Genomic DNA, 24,227 nt, shown 5'->3' on the forward strand with positions numbered 1-24,227 from the left:
AGCGTTAATTAATATTGATAGGCATTGATTTATTTTTTGACAAACTGGTCAGCATTGCGACATCCAAAATCAATGCCACGCTGCCATCGCCAAGGATCGTTGCAGCAGAAATCCCCGGAACTTTGCGATAATTTTGTTCCATATTTTTGACAACAACTTGATGTTGACCCACCAGTTGGTCGACCAGTAATGCATACCGGCTCCCACCGCCTTGGACAATCACCGCAATTCTTTCATTGATATCGTTGGGTTCCTCGGGAATATCGAAAACCTTATGCAACTCAATCAATGGCAAATACTCTTCACGAATTTGTAGCACCATCTCGCCGCCGGCCATTTTGTAGAGTGATTTGTCACTTAACAGCAATGATTCCATTACCGTGCTCAATGGAAGAACATAGATTTCGTCACCTGCGCGTATGGACATGCCATCAAGGATCGCTAACGTCAGTGGCAGGATGATACGGATCTTAGAGCCTTTACCTTGTTCGGAGTGGATCTCTACGTATCCCCCCATTTCCTGAATATTACGTCGGACGACATCCATCCCCACGCCACGCCCAGAAACATCAGTCACTTTTTCGGCGGTAGAGAATCCTGCAGCAAAAATCAGCATCCAAACTTCTTCATCCGGCATGCTATCGCTGACCAACAACCCTTGGGATTGCGCACGAGCCAGAATTTTCTCGCGATTAAGCCCTGCTCCATCATCAATGACCTCAATGATAATGTTGCCGCCATGATGTTCCGCGGACAGCGTTAAATTACCCTGTTCAGGTTTGCCGTTAGCACGGCGCGTAGCCATGGACTCAATACCATGGTCAAGGCTGTTACGGACTAGATGAGTTAATGGATCAATAATGCGTTCAATCACACTTTTATCGAGTTCAGCAGATCCCCCAACCAGAGTCAGCTCCACTTGTTTGTCGAGCTTACCGGCAAGGTCATGCACCAGTCGCGGGAAGCGGCTAAAGACATATTCCATTGGCATCATGCGTGTCGACATCACCGACTGCTGCAAATCGCGAGCGTTACGTTCTAGCTGAGCGATGCTGGAAATAAGCGCTTCATATTTCGCTGGATCGAGCTGCGTAGAAAGCTGAGTCAACATGGCCTGAGTAATAATCAGTTCGCCGACTTGGTTGATGATTTGGTCAACTTTTTCGACTGCAACACGGATGCTACTGGACTCGCTACCTTGACTACGGGAAGGTGCGCGTGATTTTCGCTGTGCCACTTGAGGCTCAGCTTTAGGTGTTGCAGGGGGGACTTTCTCTTTCGGCTCGATTTTATCAACGACAGGTGCCACAGGCTCTGAAACTGCCCCGACACTTAAAATAATGTCATTGTCATCCAGCAGAAAACTCAACACTGCCCGAATATCATCTTGCGACTCGCTGGTTTTGAGCACCAACGTCAAGGTATCGCCTTGGTATTGCGGGTTCTCAACTGTTCCAAGCAACCCTAATTCATTAATCAACGGCTGGCGGTCAGTCTCTCGCAGTTTCCGCAGTTCGACTTGAATGACACTCGTCCCTACTGGCGCAGGGGTAATGACCTCAGCAGCCAATGCTTGATCAGCCAGCAGCTCTTCCACCAATACAATAGGCGCTTCAACTTGCGTGTTTGCGACACCATAGCCCTGCTTAGCTTCTTCGGCCATCTGGCGAAGTGCTTCGCAAATGTATTTAAATCTCTCCTGATCAGGTTCCTGTGATGATTTATACGCATCCAGTTGATCCTGCATAATATCTTTACTCTCCAGAAACAAATTAACAATTTTATTGCTGAGCTGCAGTTCGCCGCGTCGTGCATCGTCGAGCAGGTTTTCAAGTATGTGGGTCGTTTCTTGCAAGACAATAAACCCGAATGTACCTGCGCCACCTTTAATTGAGTGCGCTGCTCTGAATATGGCATTCAGGCTCTCAGTATCAGGAGAGGCAAAATCAAGCTCTAACAGATGCTTCTCCATATCTGCCAAAAGCTCATCGGCTTCATCAAAAAAAGTCTGATAAAAATCACTGAAATCCATCTTATCTCGTCCTGAAGGGTGTTATTCGTTGCCCTGGCTCTCACTGCGATCCGGCTCAGAGGGTAGTTTTAATTGAGATTGCACATCGGCGGTGTTAGCACCGGTATTAACGCTTTGAATGAGTGAATCTTCCTGAAAAATCTCTTTCTCTTTACTCTTTGTCAGTATCAATAACGTGATACGGCGATTTGCCGGCGCATCTGGTTGAGAGTCACCCATCGACATATTGCTCGCGACACCAATCACCTGAAGCACCTTGTCGGTATGTAACCCACCATTCACAAGAACCTGACGAGAGGCATTTGACCTATCAGAAGAAAGCTCCCAATTGCTGTAACCCACCTCACCATTAGCATAAGGTAATGAATCGGTATGCCCTGTCAGCGTCATGCGGTTCGGAATATCATTAAGTATTGGCACCAAGGCTTGGAGAATATGCACCATGTATTCTTCAGGCTTCTTGCTGCCAACTTTAAACATTGGGCGTTCCTGACTATCAATTATCTGGATCAACAGCCCGCTATCGATAATGGTCAGCAGTAAATTGGATTTAAAATCATTAAGCCGCGGATCGACATTAATTAACTCTTCGATTTTGTCTTTTAATCTGCCAAGGTCTTGCAGCCCAGTATTATCTTCATATCTGAGTTCTTCTCCGTCCTGCTTTAACATATCGTCGCCGCCTCCGGGAATAACACTGTCACTCAGGCTATTTTTATCGCCGTTAGAAAGCGCTACGTTCACCGGAGCTTTAAAATATTCAGCGATGTGCTGACGCTCTTGCGGCGTGGAATTTGACAGCAACCACATCACTAAAAAGAAAGCCATCATGGCGGTCATAAAGTCCGCATAAGCAATTTTCCAGGACCCTCCGTGATGGCCCCCGCCATGGCTTTTCGATTTTTTGACGACAATAATGTTATGAGGCTTTTTACTCATGAGCCGCTTTCCGCGGTTGCACTAGCAGCAGGTGATTTGACCTGGCGAACATGATCTTCCAGTTCCGTAAAACTTGGACGCTCTCTTGAAAAGAGTGTTTTACGTCCAAATTCAACGGCAATCTGTGGCGCATAACCGTGCAAGCTGGAAAGCAACGTGACTTTTATACAGCACAACATCTTGGTATGTTCCGCGCTCTTTTGACGCAATAACGAGGCTAGGGGTAGAACAAAGCCGTAAGCCAGCAAAATACCTAAGAAGGTTCCGACCATCGCATGAGCAATCAGCTCACCCATTTCCGCCGCCGGCCGGTCTGCTGCTGCCAACGCATTCACCACCCCCATAACAGCCGCCACGATACCAAAAGCAGGTAACGCATCACCCATCACATTCAAGCTGCCTGCAGAGACTTCATCTTCATGTTCACTGGTTTCGATCTCCTCATCCATTAAGGATTCCATTTCGAATGTGTTCATGCTGCCGCTTATCATTAAGCGGAGATAATCGATCAAGAAATTCATTAAAATAGGATCACTGAGCAGCCTCGGATAAGCCGCAAAAATAGCGCTGTTCTCTGGATCTTCTATATCGTTCTCTAAAGCAACCAGCCCTCCTTGGCGGCTTTTGGCTAATAGCAAAAAGATCATTGCCAATAAATCCATGTAGAGTTCTTTGGTATAACGCGAACTCTTAAGTAATTTAGGGAAGGACGATAATGTTCCTTTTATCGCATTGCCATTGTTGCCAACAATAAATGCTCCAATGCCAGCACCACCGATAATGAGCAATTCGGTCGGCTGATAAAGCACAGCAAGTTGGCCACCAGATAGCACAAAGCCACCAAACACGGTTGCAAGAACAACGATATATCCGAGAATAACGAGCACAATAACTCCTTAAGGCTTGTAAATAATTGCTTATCAATTTGCCAAGGCTGCGCGCAGCAAATAGAGCAACACCGCATCAATTATTAAGATACGTTTTAGTACGACTTGAAATATTCCTAATGACTTTACATTGACGCGCTTGGCTGAGTAATTGCAACACCTCTATTAATTGTCTTTTTTACTGCGCGAGAAGGCGTACAGCATAGGCTGCAAATAAATGGCTTATCGCTATGTTCATGGGTAACAACAAAGGTACCACCACAACTGCAACATTTAGTATGTTTAATCATACCGCAGTCAATGAAACGAACTAATGTCCAGGCACGAGTTAACCCTAATACAGGCTTTTCGCTCTGATTCCCGTAACACTGCTCATTATAAAGTTTATAGGCTTTGACGATATGTTCGATAGTATGACCCGTTAGCGTTTTCTTTAAGTACAAATAGATATTATAAAACATTGACGAGTGAACATTTTGCTCCCAAGCCATAAACCAGTCAGGTGAAAATGGTAATAATCCTTTCGGTGGCGAACAACCTTTTAGTTCTTTATAAAGCCTTAACAATCTTCTCCGACTTAAGCTAGTTTCATTTTCTAGCACTTGCATTCTCGCACCAAGAGAGATTAATTCCATGGCAATATTGGTTTCTTTTATTTCATCTAAAAGGCTTTTATTCGTCATTATCCCACCTCCAATCATGATGCAGCAGAGTTATTATCTGAGAGTGAGTCAAGTAGATCAGTTGACAGAATAATTCCTGTATGGATACGTTGAAGCGCATCAATACGGGAGTCTCTTGTCAAACAATTAATAACAGCCTCATTATCTAGACGTAAACGACAAATAAGCTGACCACTCGTAGAAAGCTTAATCAATTTGGGTAAAGATAAGTCCTTCAGCATTTCAATAGTACTGTCTTCTAAACCAAGCCTAAAACCGGATGTGAATTTATCATCGCGAATTAATTGCTGCGCCAGTAATAAATAAGAGAGATTTATATCATGAATATTTTGGAGTAACTCGTTATAATCTACAGTGTTCATTTAATTTATCTATTTTGCAGTAAAAAAACGGTAATTTCATTTAATGAAAATCATCAACCTTTAGACTCAGAAGAATGACAATAATGAGCCCTGGCTTCTGCTTATAATTATTCGTTTTTTTGTGTGTAGGTGCAAGCGTTTCTATCTCTAGTTACGTAAAGATCGCATATTCAATCCAATAATCTAAATCTTAGGATTTTATAAAATAAAAGCACTGTTAACATATTGCGTTAAAAAATAACAATTTAAACCATAAAATTAAAACCCTTTATATTCAATTAGATACAAAGATTGTTAGCATGATTTATGAACTTATAAAAAACTTATAAATCACTAAGAACTGATTTTTAAACTAGACAAATGTTTTTATACTTAATTATTAAGTTTATTCACAATAATACTTTGATCCTATTGGTTAATATTTAACTTTGCACGCAATCTTTTAATCGCCTGACTATGTAGTTGGCTAACTCTTGTTTCCGTAACACCGAATGCCAAGGCGATCTCTTTCATGTTTAGATCTTGCTGGTAGTAGAGACTGAGCAATAATTGGTCACGTTCAGATAGTTCTTTGATTTGCTCACTGACATGTTTGGTTAAATTCTGCAAAATAAGGCTATTGGCCGGATCAAGATACTCCTGCTGTATTCCTATTTCACCAATATCATCGAGAAACTCTTCCTGTAACTCTTCAAGCGAATATAGCTGGCTAGTATTACTGTCCATCAACATCTGTTGATAATCTTGTAATGACACATCCATCTCAGCCGCTATTTCAGCTTCCGTAGCAGAAACGCCATTTTTTTGCTCGAGTCGAGTAATCGTCGCTGCGATTTCTCGATTATTCGCGCGAACACGTCTAGGAACCCAGTCACGTTCGCGAAGCTCATCAATTAAAGCATAGCGAATGCGATAAGAAATAAATGTACTCATCGCAATGCTCTTTTTAGCATCATACTGGTCTATGGCGTTCAAAAAACCAATGGAACCTGCTTGAATAAGATCATCGAGTTCCACACTTGCCGGTAAGCGTGCCTGTAATTTTAAAGCCTCTTGTCTCACTAAATATTGATATTTAGCCCATACTACATTTTTATCAATCGTGCCTTCAGGGGTATATATTCCGTCCACAATAATTTTCCAAGCTGTATGTCATATAGACTATTATTGTTTATTGAACCAAAAGCACATAGTCGGATAAGCGAAAGAAATAGGCTGTATATAAGCCAATGGTAGCGTTAAATTCATTTCAAATAACATTTGAAACTCAATTTATCATGCTATTTATTAGGATAGAGCCATTCCACAATTATTAAGATAAGGCCATTATACAAGCTATGACACCATCCTAATGAATTGACTCAATACTAACATTTTTATTCAATCGTATTTCTCAGACAAAAGATTAACCTGTAAAATAGACTCAGGCCATTTTCATGCCATCACATAGACATGAACCAATGACTTTCAATATCAATAATTCTAACGGTAAAGTTAATTATCTCGGCAACACATTAAATAACAGATCAAATCATGTTAAAGAGAGACATTTTTTGCATTGCTTGGAATACTAACATCGATGAATTCAATGCAAACTCCGACATTTTTGACTGAGTAATCAGGCTAATCATCGCTTCAGAATCTGAACCCACTGTCTGCTGATAGCGGCTTTCAACCGTAATACGGTGCGAATCAGAACTGGCCCCCAGTTGTTCTAGTTGTTGTAAGTTGGTACCAACACTCGCCTGAACCATACCGAGGTTATCAATACAGCGGTTAATCGATCTATTGACGCCATCAAGCGTTTCTTGCAGCGCTTGGCGATCCTCATCACTGTCAATCGGTTGCTGAAGTGCATCGATCGCTTTGTTTAAGGCAGCGAAAAGATCGTCATCAGTCCCACTCATGAAAACGTCACTGCCAGTGTGTCCAACCTGCATTACCGTGCTGTCGCCAACCGTTTGCATGATTGCCGTATCACCACCAACGTAGGTTCCATCGGGCAGGAATGGCGGAGATCCTGTTTGGTACCCACCGAAAATATATCGGCCGTTACTATTTTTGCTGTTACCCAAGTCAACGAGACTATCGCGGATCCCTTCTAGCTCAGTCGCCAATGCCTGACGGTCAGCATCGGTGTAAGTATCATTACCCGCCGCGACAATCTTCTCTGACAAGTTTTTAGTGAGCAGATTTGAGATGGAGCTGAGCACATTGTCCTCATACCCCAGCGAATCTTGAGCATACAATCTGGCAGTATCATACTGATTCATATCAGACAGCGCGTTTTGGTAAACAATGGCCTGCGATGCCGCCGACGGACTATCCGAAGGCTTTAATAAAATCTGCCCCGCAGCCAGACGTGTATAAATATTATTGTAGTTAACCGTCGCGTTGGACATGCTATCAATATTGTGTTGATACATATAACTCGTACTAAGGCGCATTTACTTATTCTCCCAATCTATTTTTACCCAGTTCATTTTAAAAAATGCATCATTAGCGAATGCTCAAAATTGTGTCAAAAATGGTAATCGCCGCTTGTAAAACCTGCGCATTAGCCTGGTAGTATTGTGAGAACATCGTCATGTTGATGTACTCTTCGTTAATATCAACACCCGACACTGCTTGCTTCTGATAAGCCCATTGCTCGAATACTTTGCCTGACGTTGTTCCTTCTGCCTTCAACCCACTCACGGTAGAACCGACAGAGCTAACCATGTTGGCATAAGCTTCTGAGAAGGTGGCTTTGCCGATCATCTGCTTATCTTTTACCGCCAGTAGCGCTTGCAGATTCTCGTTATTGCTTTCATCGTCAACATCCGAAGAGCTAGACGCTGCGATTTGGCTACCATCGGTCAGTGCAACACTGATCCCTGCGGCTGCACCAGACAACGGGTTAAGCAAGAAGCTATCCCCTGCTTCAGGAACACCACTTGGCATCACAGAAATGCCTTCGAAAATCAGCTCACCATCATCCCCAATTTCAGGGGTGATGGTGCGCCCATCACTGGTAGTAATTTGCCAATCTGACTCATCAGGCCCAATAAACACCAAGGTATAATCAGTCCCATTCACTTCACTGATATTGGTGTAGCTCACACCTAATGCCACATCACTGCTGTTATTTCTGTTGGCCAGCGCCACGGGATCAGCAATATTAAAAATATTCCCGCCGGGATTGCCGTACAAATCGTAGCCTTGCGCGTTAACCGTGTTGAACTCATTCGCCATCTGTAACGCCAACTGGTTCAGGTCGTTACGCGCAGAAACCAAATCTTCGTTACGGAATTTAAATAATCCCCCCAGATTGCCTTCCGTGAACTTATTTTCATCCAGCAACATGGCGTTGCCAGAAGCGTCAATATAAGCAACCTCAAGTCTGTTCGGATTAGCCGGAGAAGGTTTGGCTTCTAATGCATAAGCTTTATCCCCATTAACTAGCGTCAATCCATTTGCCAGCGTGACATCTACACGGCCGGTAGTGGGGTTTTCATTGACTCTGATGCCAACTTGGCCACTGAGTTTATCCAGCAAAAGGTCACGCTGATCCAATAGGTCAGCCGGTACATTCCCCGTTTGCCAATATATTTTTTCGATCTGTGAATTGAGATTTGCTATCTGGTTCGCGCAGTCATTAATATCATCGACCGACTGCTTAATTTGCGTGTTGGTGCTTTTCTCCAGCCCATCAAGCGTTTTACTGTCACTCTGGAATTTGTAGCTAATCGTGTTGAATTGCGAGTATGTTTCCTGACGAGACGCGAGGTTTACCGGATCGCTGCTCATCTTCTGCATGGATTCAAAAATATTACCAAATGCGACGGAAATATTATTAGTGCTATCCCCGTACATATCATCTATTTGGCTAACTTGCTGGAAACGGCTACTGATCGCTTGAAACTCTGCCGCAGCACCGCGCACCTGATTATTAATGAAGCCATCATAAGCACGCTGCACACCATTCACCTGAACACCGTAGCCAAAGAAGCCATAGTTCGTTGTCTTACCGCCTGCTTCACCCAAGATAATACTCTGACGGCTATACCCGAGTGTTAATGCATTATTAATATTGTTACCAACAACATTTAAAGCAGATTGTGCAGAACTCAGACCACCCTGAGCTAGGTACATAAGGTTCATAATTCACCTGTTATAACGACGTCATAATATCCATAATTAATATATCGGTTTAAAAAAAACCAACTAAAGACCTAACATTAAAATAATGAAGAAATATCGGTTTTATAGGCATTAACTGCCTGACCCACATTTTGTTTCACTTGCTGAATAATATTAATTAATTTGTTTGCATAACGAGGGTCTGTTGCATATCCACCCGATTGCAACACTTTTGCCGCTATTTCCGGCGATGACGATTGCGATATATTCTTATAACGTGGGTTATTACTCAGTAGAGAAGTGTAATCAGCTAATGCTTCAGAATAACTTGGGTAAACTTTAAATACGGCTTTCACTTTTTGCCGGACACCATCAATATACTCTGTCGTCGTAATTTCAGTCGTTTCCCCTTTCCAAGCTGACGTCGCTTTAATACCAAACAAGTTATGACTCGGTTTTCCTTCTTTGGTGAGTATCTCGCGATCCCCCCAACCCGACTCCAATGCGGCTTGGGCGATAATCAGTTGATGCGGGATTCCACTTTGCCCGCCCGCCTTAATGGCAGGCGCTAACATGCGTGAAATGAAACTATGCGAGCTACTCGCGCCGCTGTAGCGTGCCGGTGATGGGCCATCAGATTGCGGCGTGACCGGCACCGGTATCCCTTTGAAATTCGCCAAGCTCGATGCCAACTCGACAGGGATGCCCCCCGTGCTTCGCCCTGTCTCCACTTTTTCACCGGTAAGCTGCGACATAATTAATTCCGCGAATCCCAGCTTCCCACTGCTGGCAATGTCCTGAGCGATCTGTTGGTCATACATCGAGGTAAACATATCCGACTGCGGGCTATCCAAAAGGCCCCCTTTAAAGGAGGCCTCGCGCATGCTTTTTAGCATCATTTGGACAAATAGCCCTTCCATTTGCTTGGCGGCAACCTCAGCACCTTGTGACGCATCATTTTTAACCGCTAACTTGAGACTATCGAGCGAACGTAAATCGAAAGCAGCCCCTTGATTGAGGTTAAAACCGCTCATCAGTTAGCCTCCAAACGCGCACGTAAACAACCGGCACTTTTCATCGACTGTAGGATAGACATCAGATCGTTAGGGGTTGCGCCCAAGTTATTGAGAGCCCGAATCACGTTATTAAGATCAGCGCTCGTGTTGACCTTCTGCAACGAACCGCCTTGCTCACGCAGTGAAACCTGCGTATTCGGTGTCACAACCGTTTGCCCGCCGGCCAAGGGGGTATCTGGCTGGCTCACGATATCATTTCTGGTTACCTCGACGGTGAGATCCCCCTGTGCAACGGCACAGGAATCCAGTGTGACATGACGATTCATCACCACCGAACCGGTACGGGAATTAACAATCACCCGCGCATCTCCGGCATCCACTTTCACGGGTAGATTTTGAATATCTGCCAGAAAACGGACCCGCGCCGCACTTTCTACCGGGGCATTCAGGCGGATGCTGCGCGCGTCTTGCGCGACCGCAACTGAACCATGCCGGCGATTAATCGCATCACTGATGGCCTGTGCAACAGTGAAATCCTCTTGCATCAGTTGCAACGTCAGCGTGGTCTGGTTGGCGAAGTTCATCGGTACTTCACGCTCAACGGTGGCACCTGCGCTAATCCGCGCCCCATTGAGCTGGTTAACTTGTACCCGCGAGCCGCCACCTTGAGCCGAGGCACCCGACATCAAGAGGTTCCCTTGTGCAAGGGCATAAATCTGGCTATCGACCCCTTTTAATGGCGTCATCAGCAGTGTGCCTCCCCTCAAGCTTTTCGCATTACCCATTGAGGAGACCACAACATCAATTTTTTCACCTGAGCGCGCAAAAGGCGGCAATTCGGCGGTCACCATGACGGCAGCCACATTCTTGAGCTGCATATTTGTCCCTGGGGGGACGGTGATCCCGAGTTGCGAGAGCATATTGTTAAGGCTTTGGGTGGTAAAAGGCGTTTGCATCGTCTGGTCACCGGTACCATCCAGCCCCACGACCAAACCATACCCCATCAAGGAGTTACCGCGTACGCCTTCAATTGTCGTCAGGTCACGTATCCGCTCTGCATAAGCAGGAGGGAAAATAGCCAGTACGCCTATGACGCACCATAACCATGGCCGGAACGAAAAAAAGTCAATTTTCATAGTTAGCTAATCAGAATGGAGAAATGTTAAGGAATAGACGCTGCAACCATCCCATTTGCTGCGCTTCGTTGATGTATCCGTTGCCGACATATTCAATCCGTGCATCAGAGACTTGCGTTGAAACGACGGTGTTATTGCCACTGATCGTGCGCGGGTTCACCACACCGGAGAAGCGGATAAACTCTGTCCCCTGATTGATGGCGATCTGTTTTTCCCCCACCACACTGAGGTTGCCGTTTTCCAGCACTCGCTGCACGGTGACGGTAATGGTGCCGCTGAAGGCATTTTTAGCTGCCGCGCCGCCTTTACCGGCGAAATCACTGTCGCCGCTGATAGCCGCATTAGCGCGATCACCACCAAACAGGCCTTGCAGCATGCGAGGCGTTTTGTCAAAAGAAAGTCCCGTAGAACCGTCACGAGAAGCACTCGCAGACGAGCTTTTGCTGGCGCTAACATTCTCTTGCAGCAAGATAGTCAGGGTATCCCCGACATTGCGCGGGCGACGATCTTCGAACATCGGCTGATAGCCGTAATTCATCGCCAGTCCCGTCTGGAAAACAGAGCCGTTAGCCGCGGCAGCGGATGCGGGTTGCGGTGACGCGGTCGTCGTTCCCTCGACCAAAGGTTTATGTATAAACTGCGCGCAGGCAGTCAGCATTAGCGATAATGTTAGCAGGGTGAGGCTGCGCAAAAGTGAGCCGAATCGCCCCTTTTTCCCATGAATATCAGACCTAATGGCGCAAAACGAATTCGTCATTTTGTTCACTACTGGTAGGGCAGTCATGGGCCAATTAATGACCCATGACTGACATCAAAGTTGCGTCAGCCGCTGCAGCATCTGGTCAGATGTTGAAACCGCTTTGCTGTTAATTTCATAGGCACGCTGTGTCTGGATCATATTGACCAGCTCTTCGGCAACGTTAACGTTGGAGGTTTCCACATACCCTTGTCTCAAGGTTCCCGCGCCATTTAAGCCTGCGGTTGATTCATTGGGCGCGCCTGAAGACTGAGTTTCGCGATACAGGTTTTCACCGATACTTTCCAAACCCGAATCGTTAATGAAAGTGCTCAGTGTCAGTTGCCCTACCTGCTGTGGTGCTGTTTGCCCAGCGATAGTGACACTGACTATCCCATCGTTACCCACCGTCAATACTTGTGCATCTTGCGGTATGGTGATCGCAGGCTGGACGGGATAACCACTGGCGGTCACTAACTGCCCATTCTGATCGAATTGGAAAGAACCATCGCGAGTATAGGCCGTGGTGCCATCCGGTAATTGCACCTGAAAGAACCCGCCGCCTTGGATGGCGATATCTTTCGAGTTATTGGTTTGCGTCAAACTTCCTTGGCTATGTAAACGCTCAGTCGCCACCGGCCGAACGCCAGTCCCGAGTTGCAGGCCCGACGGGATCGTCGTCTGCTCTGAAGACTGTGCACCTGGCTGGCGCAGGGTTTGATAAAGCAAATCTTCAAACACCGCACGCTGACGCTTAAATCCATTGGTGCTCACGTTTGCCAAGTTGTTGGAAATGACATCCATATTGGTCTGCTGGGCTTCCAAACCGGTTTTCGCAATCCATAAAGAACGAATCATGGTTCTCTTCTCCTGACTGTGCTTAACCAGTACTCAAAAGCTGGTTAGCGCTTCTTTCGTTGTTATCGACGCTGCTGATAACCTTCATATGCATATCAAAGTTTCGGGCGGTGGAGATCATATCGACCATCGATTTCACTGGGCTCACATTGCTGCTCTCTAGCGCACCCGCCATCAGTTGTTGATCGGGATCAGCCGGTAAGGTCGCCACTTCACCCGCCGGTGTGTGGAACAAACCATCATCGCCGTGCACTAATGCTTTTGCTTCGGCAGTGACTAACTTAATGCGCCCAACCAGTGCCAACGATGAGGGTTCATCTCCCGCACCAAGAGCAGTAATAGTCCCGTCAGAAGCGATAGTAAGTGCTGACTGGGGAGGAACAGTCAGTGCTCCTCCATCGCCCATCAGCGGCAATCCGCGCACCCGCAATTGGCCTTCACTATCCACCTCGATGTTACCGTTACGCGTATAGCCTTCCCCTCCGTTGGGGAGTTCAACTGCCAGCCAGCCATCCTGTGGGAGTGCGACATCAAGCGCGCGACCGGTGGTGTTAATGGCCCCCATGGTGGAATCCACCCCTGGAGTCGATTCCACGACTAAGGTTCGCGTTTCGACGGTAGGCCCATTAACCGGTACAGCGCGATAAGCCGAAATCTGAGCCCGAAATCCGTTGGTTGTAGCGTTTGCCAAGTTGTTACTGGTCACAGCTTGGCGATTCAGGGCGGCATTTGCGCCACCCAAAGCGGTGTATATGGCGTGATCCATAGGGTTATTTCATCAACTTATATTCACCAGCGTCTGCAAGAGCTCAGACTGGGTTCGGATGGTTTGGGAGTTGGATTGATAGTTACGCTGGAAGACGATCATGTTGACCATCTCTTGGCTCAAATCCACATTCGAAGCCTCGAGCCGATTGCCATAAAGCTTGCCCAAGTTTCCTGAACCGGAAATACCGATCGTTGGCTGACCAGAGGCAGGCGTTTCGCTCCAGCAGTTATTACCTTCAGATGACAGTCCACCCGGGTTAGTAAAGTTGCTGAGAAGAATCTGCCCAACCGTCTGGCGTTGACCATTGCTGTAAGAAGCAATAACCTCGCCGTTATCACCGATGGTGTAACCATTCATTTGCCCAGGGGCATAGCCTGTGGTGGACGGACTATTCATGACCGTATCAGAGGCTTGCTGTGTCATCCCAGCCAGATCCAAGTCAAAATTGAGACCGTTTGCGCCGTTGTAGCCCTCTCCCTGTACGTTCAATTTTGCCGGAGCGGTCGTCAATTGGCCGGAGGTATCAAAGGAAAGTGACGTTTCTTGCCAAGCGGGGGTACCAGGAGATGTCGTGTCCGTCGAATAGGCTTTCCACTCGTTATCGCCGGTCTTAACGTAATAGACATTAATGGTGTGCTTGTTGCCAAGGCTGTCGTAAGCATCAACTTGGCTGACCTGAGTGTAGCTATTGCCGTCTTTAGGATCGAAGGGATACTCCGTCTGATCGATAGCTTTCGAGCCAGAATCGAGGTTACCGTTCATGGTTCCCGCGTCCGAAGCGCGTGCTGGCATCTGCCCTGATGGAATTTGAATCGGTCCAACAGCGGCGCCTTGCTCGATAGTCGGTGGCGTGCCTGTTGCTTGGTAACCCGTCAGGAACATCCCCTGATTATTGATGATATAGCCGTTTTCATCCTTCTTGAATTGACCGTTGCGGCTATAGAAAACGTTTCCTGCATCATTCACTAGGCGGAAAAAGCCGTCACCTTGAATGCCCATATCCAGTTCACTGTTGCCCATCCCCAGAACACCATCGCTGAAATTCTGATTAACACCAGCAACCTGTACGCCCATCCCCACTTGGGAACCGGCAAAGACATCGGCAAAAGCAATGGAACCTGATTTAAAGCCAACCGTCTGTGAGTTGGCAATGTTATTGCCCACCACATCCAGCGCCTGAGAAGCGGCATTTAAGCCACTAAGACCTTGCGAAAAACTCATAACTTATCTTCCTGAGGGGGTTAATATATGTCGTTACTTTCATCTGTTACTGGACGAGGTAAATTTCACCTAACATGGCTGTGCCTTCGATTCCCAACTGCAACACGGCACCAGATGGCGTAAAGGAGACGCTTTCAACTTGCGCCCGTTTCAACGCCACTATGGTTGGTGCATCGCCACCTTCGGTCATGGCGGAATAGGTCACGGTAAAGGTGGTGTCGGCTTGTTCACGAGGGTCTGCTGGTTGGAAATCAGTGAGGTCATCCAGTGTGTAAGTGTTCACTCCGGCTTTAACATCTTTCAGCGTGCCAACGTAGGCATTGCCTTGATCATCGGTTAACGTCACCGTGACTTTCTCGCAATCACTCCCCAGCGAGAATGCGAGCTCTTGATTCCCGCCTTCACTGGTTGACACCGAAGGTTTGCCTTCAACTAATACTGAGCGGCCCACCCAGTCGGCGGCGTTCATCTGCTGCATACTGCCGACCATTGCCCCTACCGCGTAGACGGTATTATTTAATTTCTCGATACCGGCAGCCGTCTGGAATTGCGCCAACTGAGAGGTCAACTGGTTATTGTCCATCGGATTGGTCGGGTCCTGATTTTGCATCTGGGCCACGAGTAGGGTCATAAAGCTGTTTAACAGTTCATCCGACGTGTTGCCCAAACTACCTGAGTTGGCAGCAGTGGCACTGTTGGTCGTGACGGGAGAGACGGCCATTTAAATTTTCCTTATTGTCCTAATGTCAGTGTTTTCAACATCAGTGTTTTTGCGGTATTCATCACTTCAACGTTTGCCTGATAGCTGCTTGAAGCCGATAAGGTATTCACCATTTCGCCGACAACATCGACGTTCGGCATCCGTACGTAACCATTTTCGTCAGCAAAAGGATTGCCGGGTTCGTATACCAAACGGTCGGGCGCATCGGTCTCAATCACATCGCTGACTTTTACGCCGCCAATATCCTGACCCGCTGCGGCATCCACTTGAAATATCACCTGCCGTGCTTTGTAGGGCTGCCCATCCGGGCCTGCTACGCTATCGGCATTGGCCATATTACTGGCGCTGACATTGAGCCGTTTCGACTGTGCAGACATCGCAGAGCCGGAAATATCAAAAATACTAAACAAGGACATAGGGGTAATTAACCTTGGTTGATAACACTCATCATATTTTTAAGTTGTGAGCTAAGAATGGTCAGGCTTGTCTGATATTTAATGGTGTTATCAGCAAAATTGACGCGCTCGCGATCCATATCGACTGTATTACCGTCTGCACTCGGCTGATCTGGAATACGATAAAGCAATTGGTCATTATTAATGCTTGGTGCAATAGCCGGAATATGTTTGCCTGATGTCAGGGTTAATGAGACATCGCCCGTCGTTTTAATATTATTTTCGACAGCATTTTTTAACTGTTGAGAAAAATCAATATCTCTTGCAAGATATCCAGGTGTATCTACGTTAGCGATATTGGAAGCAAGAATATCTTGTCGTTGTGACAATAATTGCAATGCCCCTTGCTGGAAACGAAGTTCATTATCGAGTTTATCAAGCATAATAACGTCCAAACGCTGGCTGTATCATTTAATTCATGCTTAATAGTTTATGAGAGAAAGGAGAAAATCTAAACTCTGAAAACTAGACATAAATAACAGCTTTTATCGGACTTAATTTTCAGCCATCATCCTATTTCATCACAGAGATACAATTTGAAATAACCATCATGATAAGTAAGGGCAGTTTCGCCGCCATTAGCCAAAACGATAAATGACTCACCTGCTGTATAATATAAAGAGAAAAATTTAATCATGAAGCATTCTCATTCATATTTTTTAATGAAAAGGCAAAAGTCATCGTGTATTTTAGGTTTATAAGAAATTTATATTTACTCACTATAGGCTTCTATCTTCCGATATCGTCAGCCTCTGATGCAACACTGTCACTCGAGGATAGAATACGCACGATGGTCACTGATAAATATAAGGTAGATGAGGAATATGCCCCTAAATTAGCGTCTTTTATGTTGGCATCAGATAAACAATTAGAGGCTATCTGCAGTCATCCAGAATTATCTTTTAGTGGGCAAACGCAGCGGTTTTCCAGCAACCTGACGGTATTGGCAAAATGTGGTGCAAAACGCCACTTTGTTCGTGTGAATGTTAAAACTACCGGCCGTTATTGGGTCGCAAAGCACACAATTCAGCCTGGGCAGCCAATCAAAATGAGCGATATGGAGGAGCGTGAAGGGTCACTAGACAATTTGGCCTCTGACCTCATTTTTGCCCCGCAGCAAATAACCGATAAAATTCCGACCCGTATGATTAAGGCAGGCCAGCCCTTTACAACGAGCCAGTTACGAAAACAGTGGTCAATACGGGCGGGGGAAGAAATCAGTGTTATCTCGATAGGGAGTGGGTTTCAGATAGTCACCGTCGGTAAGGCTTTGGATAATGCAGCACTGAATGACACCCTACGCTTTCGTACAGGTTACGGCCAACTGTTGTCTGGAAAGGTCACTGGGCCAAAACAAGTCACAATAAAAATGAAAAACTAACTTCAGTTATTTTTTACGACGCCGATGTATTTAATAACGAGTCAGGACTACCCATCTAAGGTGGAGAATGAAAATGGCAATCGAACGAATAGACCAAATGCGGCCTGTCACTGCAACACAACAGGATGTGTTATTACGCCAGAAAAGTGAATCTGCAGCGTTACCTGCGGTGGAAACAGATAAAGAATCAGCGACCCAGGTAAAACTGAGTCAGGTAACTCAGCAAGTTAAAACGGACACCAGTCGCGATATCGATATGGAGCGCGTGAACACCATTAAAGCGCAAATATCAGCAGGGCAATTAACCATTGATACGGATAAAATCGCCCAATGCTTAATAAATGAAATTTTCGAATTCTCCTACTCAGTTTAATGATTAAGAATCATGGATAAATTATTAATTACATTAATAAAGTTGCAGGAACTCTTGAACGAACAGGAAGAAGTTCTAGTGGAGGAAATAAAGCAACTTAGTCTCCTTAAGGTTAATCCGGTGACGCTCCAGTGTATTGCTGATAGTAAGAGTCGCTTACTATCAGCTATTAATTACTTTGATACACAACGTCGGCAAGTTGAGAGCAAGGGGAATATTACAGCCCCCTACTCAGGGAACCCTAGACTTGCCAACGTCTGGAAAACAATTACGCTAAAAACAAAAAACCTAAAAGAGCTCAATTATAAAAGCTATTTACTCCTTGAAAGGCACATGCAAAAAGTTCAGGAGTTTAAAAAACTCGTTAAAGACTCCGGCATGATGAATTCATTGTATGAGTCTGATGGGCAAACCGAACATAAAACTTCTGGTCGTGTTTATAATATTTCAATTTAGTCGTACTCGCAGCTTCCAGTTACCACTTTGATTGGAAGCTTTTTTTTATAATTTTCAACATATAAATAGGCAATCAAAGCTAGAATCTATTTTACAGGTTTGCAATACACACATTAATTATTTTATTAAGTTGTTAATTTAAATAACGATTCACCTGCCAACGTGATAATTGGCACTATTTCCTTCTGCTTTTCGCCCTCTCTGCTCACCTTATTTCTCAATCAAAATCCGTTAAAATAGCCCATGACTTATATTTCACTTTCATCGTTAATAACGGGATAAATAACGTGGTAAAACCATTACTGCGAAGTGGCGTGCGTAGCCATTATTTGGCATTGGGCGAAAATGGCCAACTCGTATTTGATTCAGCACTGCAAATACGAGAAGCATTACGCTTACGCGGGTTACAAGCCGTCGCAGATTGTCTGGCAATTCCGCAATGCCATCATGAGGGCGAGCGTATCGATTGGTACGCTCCTCATCGTGGCGCAGTGACGTCATGGGCAAACGCCAACGCTTCTCTTCGCCAACAAGCACTCGACGATCTACAACAATGCCGCGCCAAAGTTGAAGCGTTGCGCGCACTCGCCACAAATGCAGAAAACCTGACACTGCGGATGCTTGCCATGCTGCTCAAGCATGTTTTTCAATTCCCTAGCGCTCAATACATTTGGCTGCAAAATGAGAAGCCCGTTATCGCATTTTGGGGGTTTACTGACCCTGCTCAGCCTCCCGCTCAACATGCGCTGGATAATCTTATCTTGAGCGAAAGTCATCGCGCGCAGTTGATACAACCAAAAGCAGAACGAGTGCCTGCCGTTGTACAACCAGAAGATGGCCCTAAATCCCTGCCTGTTGCGCAAGAAAAGATGCCTGATACATCAGAAATCGATCAGCCCATGCCTCGGCCTAAATACAGTAAACGCCCTTTCTATTTAAAATTGGCCGCTATCTCCCTCGTTGGCATTACAGTGCTATCAATGTCCTTTATCTATGCTCTAACGCCTGTCGCACCTGATGATTTATCTTCAGCTCATTTATCTTCAAAGCCGTTATCGTCAAAGAATGAAGAACTGAGTATTAAAGCGTTCAACAAAATTAACTTACCTGTTCATACCGTTGAAGTCCCTCAGCACGCCAGTGAGCAACGGCCTGAGCCACAAACTATTTTCACGCCAAAATTGCCGCTAGAGCACGCCACCGTTGCCATCACGCATAATGCGACACCGCAGGCTATTCCAGTTGTTGAAAATGCTCTGGTCATGTTCCCCAATTCTATTAAAGCGGGGTCAATCAAGTTTTTGAACGGAAACTGGCAAGCCCAGTACGTCGAACGAGATAACGACAACCTGCCAGCCCTGCGCGTACAAATCACGAATGGGAAAGGCAACATCCATCTATCAAAAGGCAAACAAGTTTGTCAGGCAACAATAACAGCAGGTTTGCTTCCGTCAGGCACCCTTTCAATGAAAAGCAAATCACGCGCTCGCTGCGCCGATGGAACCCTACTGCCCGTTCCCGATCTCAGTTGTAAACCCAGCACCGGAGATATCGCACTTTGTCACGCGCAGTGGGCAAATACAGAGTCAGCCTCACTGACGTTTAAGAAAGTAAATGGATAAGCAAATGCTCATTGAACTTGTGCACTATAAGCCCGATGTCACATTGATTCAGGATAGCGGTATCCAGTTTCTTGATTTTGGTCTGTCCCTCGCTTTTGGCGAGAAAGACAAGGGGTATTTTGTCCGCCAGACGGCGAATGGCCCGCTATTAAATCTCCAGCAAGACCCCATAGACGGTAAATTTACGATCCCCTGTCCTCCTGAAGATGCGGCCGAAATCGTCAGACCAGAGAGTGCTGTCCTGTTATCGCATTCCCTTGCGCTCCTTGATGGCGTGTGGTTACCGCTGCCTTGGTTGCGCCGCAGCCAAGGCATTTCACCAGGAAGCGGCCCAGATAACTGGTCACGAGTGCAGTTTATGCGTTTGGAGAAACCCGATGCTGCGGGAAATACCGTACGGATGTGTATCGCGTTTGATACACAGATCCCGACCGGTGACGGCGCTTATTCGCAACTTGCCCCGATACAAGCGGATATCGACAATGGGGTACGTTTTGCCTTCGCTTGGCGTAATGCGGATATCGCAGCATTCCTCGATAATACTTGGGTCGACGGCTGGCTGCGTGAAGTCTTTTCGACCTACGCCAGAGAACATGAACAACGCAGCGAACAGGATATCGCCACGGCGCTGAAAGCCTTCGAATATCAGGCCCATTTTCTTAATCTGCTGAACATTATGGCTAATCATTTGGCCTTGCCCGAGATCTTACTCAGTCGCGAAACACTCCACACCCCGGCAATTCCAGTCGATCTGGTGCTTGATGTGGGGAGCACACATACTTGCGGCGCGGTTATTGAAGATCATGGGCTCAATAATGATGGGCTCAAGCAATGCGCGGAACTGCGCTTACGTTCATTGAGTCAACCTCAGCTCATGAGCTCATCACTCTTTTCCAGTCGACTGGAATTTAATGAAGCGCACTTTGGCAAACCCTACTTTTCATTGGAAAGTGGGCGTGAAGCCGCCTTTAGTTGGCCCTCGATCGTTCGTCTTGGTGATGAAGCTAAAAAAATCACACTACAACGCACTGGTAGCGAAGGGGGAAGCGGCCTTTCAAGTCCTCGCCGGTACTTATGGGATACCACCCCCGTTAACGAGCCTTGGCGTTTTAGTGGTAGCCAACACGAGCCACTCGCGACTGCACTCCCCCTTATGCACTTAATGAATGATGAGGGCACGCCGCTCTACACGCTGGATCAAAATGAACGCTTGCCGGTCTTCACGCCTCGTTATAGCCGTGCATCGCTAATGACACTCATTCTGAGCGAATTATTGGCACAAACACTGGTACAAATTAATAGTCCAGCCTCACGCCAACAGAAGGGTTATCGCCACGCACCCCGCTACTTACGGCACATTATTCTGACGCTCCCTTCCGCCATGCCAAGCCAAGAGCGGAAGTGTTTTCATCAACATATGAACGAGGCTATCGCGCTGGTCTGGAAGAGTTTGAACTGGCATCAGCATGACGAAGGCTTCAATACGCCACTGGAAAGAGCGAAAAGCAAAGTCCCTGTGCCTACAATCTCCCTTGACTGGGATGAGGCATCCTGTAGCCAACTGGTCTGGCTATATAATGAAAGCCGCCGCTGTGGCGGCAGAATCGACAAACTTTTTAGTCTTCTCCGCCGCCCTGACCGCAGGCACGGCAAAGGCGAAATGGATGGTCGGACACTACGGGTTGCCGCTATCGATATTGGCGGCGGCACCACAGATTTGGCGATCACTCGTTATGACATTGATACCGCGGTGAGCAGTAATGTCAAAATTACCCCCCAGTTATTGTTCCGCGAAGGGTTTAAAAATGCAGGCGATGATCTTTTGCTGGAAGTCATTCGTCAGGAAATTCTGCGAGCGATGGAGGAAGCGATTCGTCAGGCGGGCGTTAATGATAGCGAGGGGTTGCTGCGCCAGCTATTTGGATCATCATTGAGCCACGATGGCCGCGATGTTTTGCGTCAACAAGCCACGTTGCTATTGATAATGCCATTGGGTTACGCACTGCTGAAGGCTTGGGAAGCAGGACAGACTGTGGATACTACGTTCGGCGCTTTGCTGACCCAGCCGCCCACACCACAAGTCATCGCCTATATCGAGGATGCGGTTCTTCAGGCGGGTGGCGCATGCAAGGTATTAGATATCCCTTTGCGCGTCGATCCCCAAACCCTGAGCAACGCCCTATTAACTGGCCAATTCTCTCTGACCCAAACATTACAGTCACTTTGCGAAGTCATCGAGTATTACTGCTGCGACGTACTGCTATTGTCTGGACGCCCAAGTTGCCTACCCGGTGTGCAGACTTACTTTCGTCGCCGCCAACCCGTGCCATCAAGCCGCATTGTCTGGATGCAGAATGACCCGCTCCCCGACGGTTTTCCCTTCAATCAGAAAATAGCCGCAAGCAATCCCAAAACCACCGCGGTGACTGGGGCCATGCTGTACCGTTTGGCGATGGATTTACGCCTGCCAGGATTCAATTTTAGCGTCGGGAATATTCAATCGACCTCAACCATCCGCTATTTAGGGGTGATCGATGAACACAATCTGCTCGCAGAAGAAAATGCGTATATCCAGCACAACGAAGGCGCATCGCAAGAGATGACGCTTGCAATACGCGGCCACACTCGCTTGGGCTTCCGACAGCTTGCTAACCCAAGTTGGCCGGCTACGCCGCTTTACCAATTGACGCTACGCGATCCGCAGCTCGCAAGAACACTTGCCAGTGGTGCCATTTTATCTGTTCGTCTGCGCCGAGAAGCCAATAGCGATGAGCTCGTGCTTATTGACGCAACATTGCAGGATGGTCGCCCTGTCTCCTGCGATTGTCTCCGCCTTTCATTGCACACACTAACCGATAACCATACTGCCGCCAGAGAATACTGGATTGATAGTGGGAACTTGTACCAATGACATATACCAAACCCGATGCCCTAATATCTTGGGTTCAAAACACTCACCAGCAGAATACATGGTTAGAGAATGAAGCCGATGTGATGTTCACCGTTCATGAAGCTGAAAAACTCCTACGCGCACTGCAAGCCAGTTCCGATCGTCATGGTGAATTGCTCTGTGAACTCACGATCAATGAACAGGCGTTTGAAGCCATCAGGCGACAACCAGAAACACCGGCGGGATCAGCCATTTTACCTTCTACGATCAATCTGTTTGGCGATGATGATACGTCGTTGGCATGTGGCATCGATGAAAAAGGTTTCGCTGCCAGAGCCTATCGGCACTGGATCAATCATATTCGCGAAAAAGGGTTTGATGCTGAACTGGCTTTACGCTGTGGGCTAACCCCTCAGCAGTTACAGATGTTGTGTCATGTTTTGATCCAAGCAAGCTACAAGACTGACCTTCAAACCTATCTGGCCCGTATGATTGATGATTTAAACGGTAACCCGACCGCCAGAGCCTACTGCACTAAAATGGTTTTAAACGAATTTATTACGTGGCTTGGCTATGATCGTGTAGCACCAGAGATGAGGCCTAACAGCCATATTCATCGTGACTCAGTACTCTTTAGCCCTCTTAGCCCTCTTTTGAGAGAGGCACCTTTGGCTGAGCTAGATAATCAGGTGCACAGTAATATCGTTTGGCTGGGTGACTGGTTAATTGCACTGTACAGCCGCATGCTAGAACACCATGAGGAATAGGGTTTAAATCCAGAACGCGTCATCAGCTTAATACGAGTTTTTAATTAACTGTTTCCATAAAATAATGTTCATGGACGCAGACATTGATTTATTTAGCATTTAATTCTTAAAACACCATTACAGTCATTAGGCAGTACTACAATATTAAATAAGGTTACCCCGATGAAAGCGATCATTATCGATAATCATCCGCTTGCGCGTGCTGTCATTCGAAATTTACTTGAGAATGCTGGTGTGAATGTATTCTTTGAATCTGATAATGGTGCCGAAGCACTGAAGTTGATGAAAAATACTCAACCAGATGTAGTGATTTTAGACGTTGATATGCCAAGGCTAAGCGGAATCGAAGTCATTGTAAAACTGAGAAAAAAAAGATATAGCGGCATCATCATCGTGGTGTCAGCCAATAACGATCTTTTTTATAGTCAGCGGAGTGCTGATGCAGGAGCAAATGCATTTATCAGTAAAAAACATTGTATTACGGATATTATTCCTGCCATTGAAGCAGCGCAAAAAGGTTACAGCTATTTTCCTTTCATATCAGATGAGTTGAACGTTAAGCCTACCACTGAGAAAGAAAAACTTGATCTGCTCTCAATGCAAGAAATAAAAGTGATGCGTTATATTCTTGATAGCTTAAGTACGATGAGTATCGCGTCAGAAATGAGAATCAGTAGTAAAACAGTGAGTACTTATAAAAGTCGATTAATGGATAAATTAGAATGTAAGACTTTGATGGATTTATTCTCTTTTGCTCGCCGTAATAAGATTTGCTAGCCCTACTCTAGTGCAGCTTATAGA

Annotated in this window: 24 protein-coding genes; 7 read left to right on the top strand and 17 right to left on the bottom strand. The window is 46.2% G+C overall.

What is annotated here, in order from left to right; all coding sequences use genetic code 11:
- Window positions 1-4: 4 nt before the first annotated feature.
- From cheA to flgB, 17 genes are all read right to left on the bottom strand, one after another.
- The gene (gene cheA, locus BN68_RS14185; RefSeq protein WP_019211823.1) at window positions 5-2,032 is read right to left on the bottom strand and encodes a chemotaxis protein CheA; all 2,028 of its coding nucleotides are present in this window, start codon (window positions 2,030-2,032) and stop codon (window positions 5-7) included.
- A gap of 21 nt (window positions 2,033-2,053) precedes the next feature.
- A complete protein-coding gene (motB, locus tag BN68_RS14190) occupies window positions 2,054-2,971 on the bottom strand; it encodes a flagellar motor protein MotB (RefSeq protein ID WP_019211824.1) in 918 nt (305 codons plus the stop codon).
- Complete coding sequence (gene motA, locus BN68_RS14195) at window positions 2,968-3,858, bottom strand: flagellar motor stator protein MotA (RefSeq protein ID WP_019211825.1); 891 nt, start codon at window positions 3,856-3,858, stop codon at window positions 2,968-2,970. Before motA ends, motB begins: the two co-directional genes overlap by 4 nt.
- A 125-nt stretch (window positions 3,859-3,983) precedes the next feature.
- Window positions 3,984-4,541, bottom strand: coding sequence for a flagellar transcriptional regulator FlhC (gene flhC, locus BN68_RS14200; RefSeq protein ID WP_019211826.1), 558 nt, complete (start codon window positions 4,539-4,541; stop codon window positions 3,984-3,986).
- Window positions 4,542-4,555: 14 nt separating this feature from the next.
- Window positions 4,556-4,903 (bottom strand): flagellar transcriptional regulator FlhD, encoded by a 348-nt coding sequence (gene flhD, locus BN68_RS14205; protein ID WP_019211827.1) that lies wholly within the window; start codon window positions 4,901-4,903, stop codon window positions 4,556-4,558.
- Between the two features lie 408 nt (window positions 4,904-5,311).
- Window positions 5,312-6,034, bottom strand: coding sequence for an RNA polymerase sigma factor FliA (locus BN68_RS14210; protein ID WP_019211828.1), 723 nt, complete (start codon window positions 6,032-6,034; stop codon window positions 5,312-5,314).
- A gap of 395 nt (window positions 6,035-6,429) precedes the next feature.
- Window positions 6,430-7,350 carry a flagellar hook-associated protein FlgL gene (flgL, locus tag BN68_RS14215; RefSeq protein WP_019211829.1) on the bottom strand — a complete coding sequence of 307 codons (921 nt, stop codon included), beginning with the start codon at window positions 7,348-7,350 and terminating at the stop codon, window positions 6,430-6,432.
- Window positions 7,351-7,402: 52 nt separating this feature from the next.
- On the bottom strand, window positions 7,403-9,046 hold the full coding sequence (flgK, locus tag BN68_RS14220) for a flagellar hook-associated protein FlgK (protein ID WP_042806764.1): 1,644 nt from the start codon (window positions 9,044-9,046) through the stop codon (window positions 7,403-7,405).
- Between the two features lie 77 nt (window positions 9,047-9,123).
- Window positions 9,124-10,059: a flagellar assembly peptidoglycan hydrolase FlgJ gene (gene flgJ, locus BN68_RS14225; protein ID WP_019211831.1), complete on the bottom strand. Its 936-nt coding sequence runs from the start codon at window positions 10,057-10,059 to the stop codon at window positions 9,124-9,126.
- Entirely contained in the window at window positions 10,059-11,177 is a 1,119-nt protein-coding gene (locus BN68_RS14230) for a flagellar basal body P-ring protein FlgI (protein ID WP_019211832.1), read from the bottom strand. Before BN68_RS14230 ends, flgJ begins: the two co-directional genes overlap by 1 nt.
- A 10-nt stretch (window positions 11,178-11,187) precedes the next feature.
- Entirely contained in the window at window positions 11,188-11,835 is a 648-nt protein-coding gene (locus BN68_RS14235; RefSeq protein WP_230822826.1) for a flagellar basal body L-ring protein FlgH, read from the bottom strand.
- A gap of 153 nt (window positions 11,836-11,988) precedes the next feature.
- Window positions 11,989-12,771 carry a flagellar basal-body rod protein FlgG gene (gene flgG, locus BN68_RS14240; protein ID WP_019211834.1) on the bottom strand — a complete coding sequence of 261 codons (783 nt, stop codon included), beginning with the start codon at window positions 12,769-12,771 and terminating at the stop codon, window positions 11,989-11,991.
- Between the two features lie 22 nt (window positions 12,772-12,793).
- Window positions 12,794-13,537, bottom strand: coding sequence for a flagellar basal body rod protein FlgF (locus tag BN68_RS14245; RefSeq protein WP_019211835.1), 744 nt, complete (start codon window positions 13,535-13,537; stop codon window positions 12,794-12,796).
- Between the two features lie 12 nt (window positions 13,538-13,549).
- Complete coding sequence (gene flgE / locus BN68_RS14250) at window positions 13,550-14,761, bottom strand: flagellar hook protein FlgE (protein ID WP_019211836.1); 1,212 nt, start codon at window positions 14,759-14,761, stop codon at window positions 13,550-13,552.
- Between the two features lie 46 nt (window positions 14,762-14,807).
- A complete protein-coding gene (locus BN68_RS14255) occupies window positions 14,808-15,482 on the bottom strand; it encodes a flagellar hook assembly protein FlgD (protein ID WP_019211837.1) in 675 nt (224 codons plus the stop codon).
- 11 nt (window positions 15,483-15,493) lie between these two features.
- A complete protein-coding gene (flgC, locus tag BN68_RS14260; protein ID WP_019211838.1) occupies window positions 15,494-15,898 on the bottom strand; it encodes a flagellar basal body rod protein FlgC in 405 nt (134 codons plus the stop codon).
- Between the two features lie 8 nt (window positions 15,899-15,906).
- On the bottom strand, window positions 15,907-16,320 hold the full coding sequence (gene flgB, locus BN68_RS14265) for a flagellar basal body rod protein FlgB (protein WP_019211839.1): 414 nt from the start codon (window positions 16,318-16,320) through the stop codon (window positions 15,907-15,909).
- Window positions 16,321-16,727: 407 nt separating this feature from the next.
- Here flgB and flgA point away from each other — a divergent pair, with 407 nt between their 5' ends.
- From flgA to evgA, 7 genes are all read left to right on the top strand, one after another.
- A complete protein-coding gene (gene flgA / locus BN68_RS14270) occupies window positions 16,728-17,318 on the top strand; it encodes a flagellar basal body P-ring formation chaperone FlgA (RefSeq protein WP_019211841.1) in 591 nt (196 codons plus the stop codon).
- A gap of 73 nt (window positions 17,319-17,391) precedes the next feature.
- Window positions 17,392-17,691 (top strand): flagellar biosynthesis anti-sigma factor FlgM, encoded by a 300-nt coding sequence (gene flgM, locus BN68_RS14275; RefSeq protein WP_019211842.1) that lies wholly within the window; start codon window positions 17,392-17,394, stop codon window positions 17,689-17,691.
- A gap of 12 nt (window positions 17,692-17,703) precedes the next feature.
- Window positions 17,704-18,147 carry a flagella synthesis protein FlgN gene (locus BN68_RS14280; RefSeq protein WP_019211843.1) on the top strand — a complete coding sequence of 148 codons (444 nt, stop codon included), beginning with the start codon at window positions 17,704-17,706 and terminating at the stop codon, window positions 18,145-18,147.
- Window positions 18,148-18,434: 287 nt separating this feature from the next.
- Window positions 18,435-19,769, top strand: a complete 1,335-nt coding sequence (locus tag BN68_RS14285; RefSeq protein ID WP_019211844.1) for an SrfA family protein — start codon at window positions 18,435-18,437, stop codon at window positions 19,767-19,769.
- A gap of 4 nt (window positions 19,770-19,773) precedes the next feature.
- Window positions 19,774-22,680, top strand: coding sequence for a virulence factor SrfB (locus tag BN68_RS14290; RefSeq protein WP_042806823.1), 2,907 nt, complete (start codon window positions 19,774-19,776; stop codon window positions 22,678-22,680).
- A complete protein-coding gene (locus BN68_RS14295; protein WP_019211846.1) occupies window positions 22,677-23,426 on the top strand; it encodes a virulence factor SrfC family protein in 750 nt (249 codons plus the stop codon). The genes BN68_RS14290 and BN68_RS14295 overlap by 4 nt, the downstream gene beginning before the upstream one ends.
- Window positions 23,427-23,588: 162 nt before the next feature.
- Window positions 23,589-24,203 carry an acid-sensing system DNA-binding response regulator EvgA gene (evgA, locus tag BN68_RS14300; protein WP_019211847.1) on the top strand — a complete coding sequence of 205 codons (615 nt, stop codon included), beginning with the start codon at window positions 23,589-23,591 and terminating at the stop codon, window positions 24,201-24,203.
- The last annotated feature ends 24 nt before the right edge of the window (window positions 24,204-24,227 follow it).

Source organism: Yersinia massiliensis CCUG 53443 (genome assembly GCF_000312485.1).
GTDB classification, from domain to species: Bacteria; Pseudomonadota; Gammaproteobacteria; order Enterobacterales; family Enterobacteriaceae; genus Yersinia; species Yersinia massiliensis.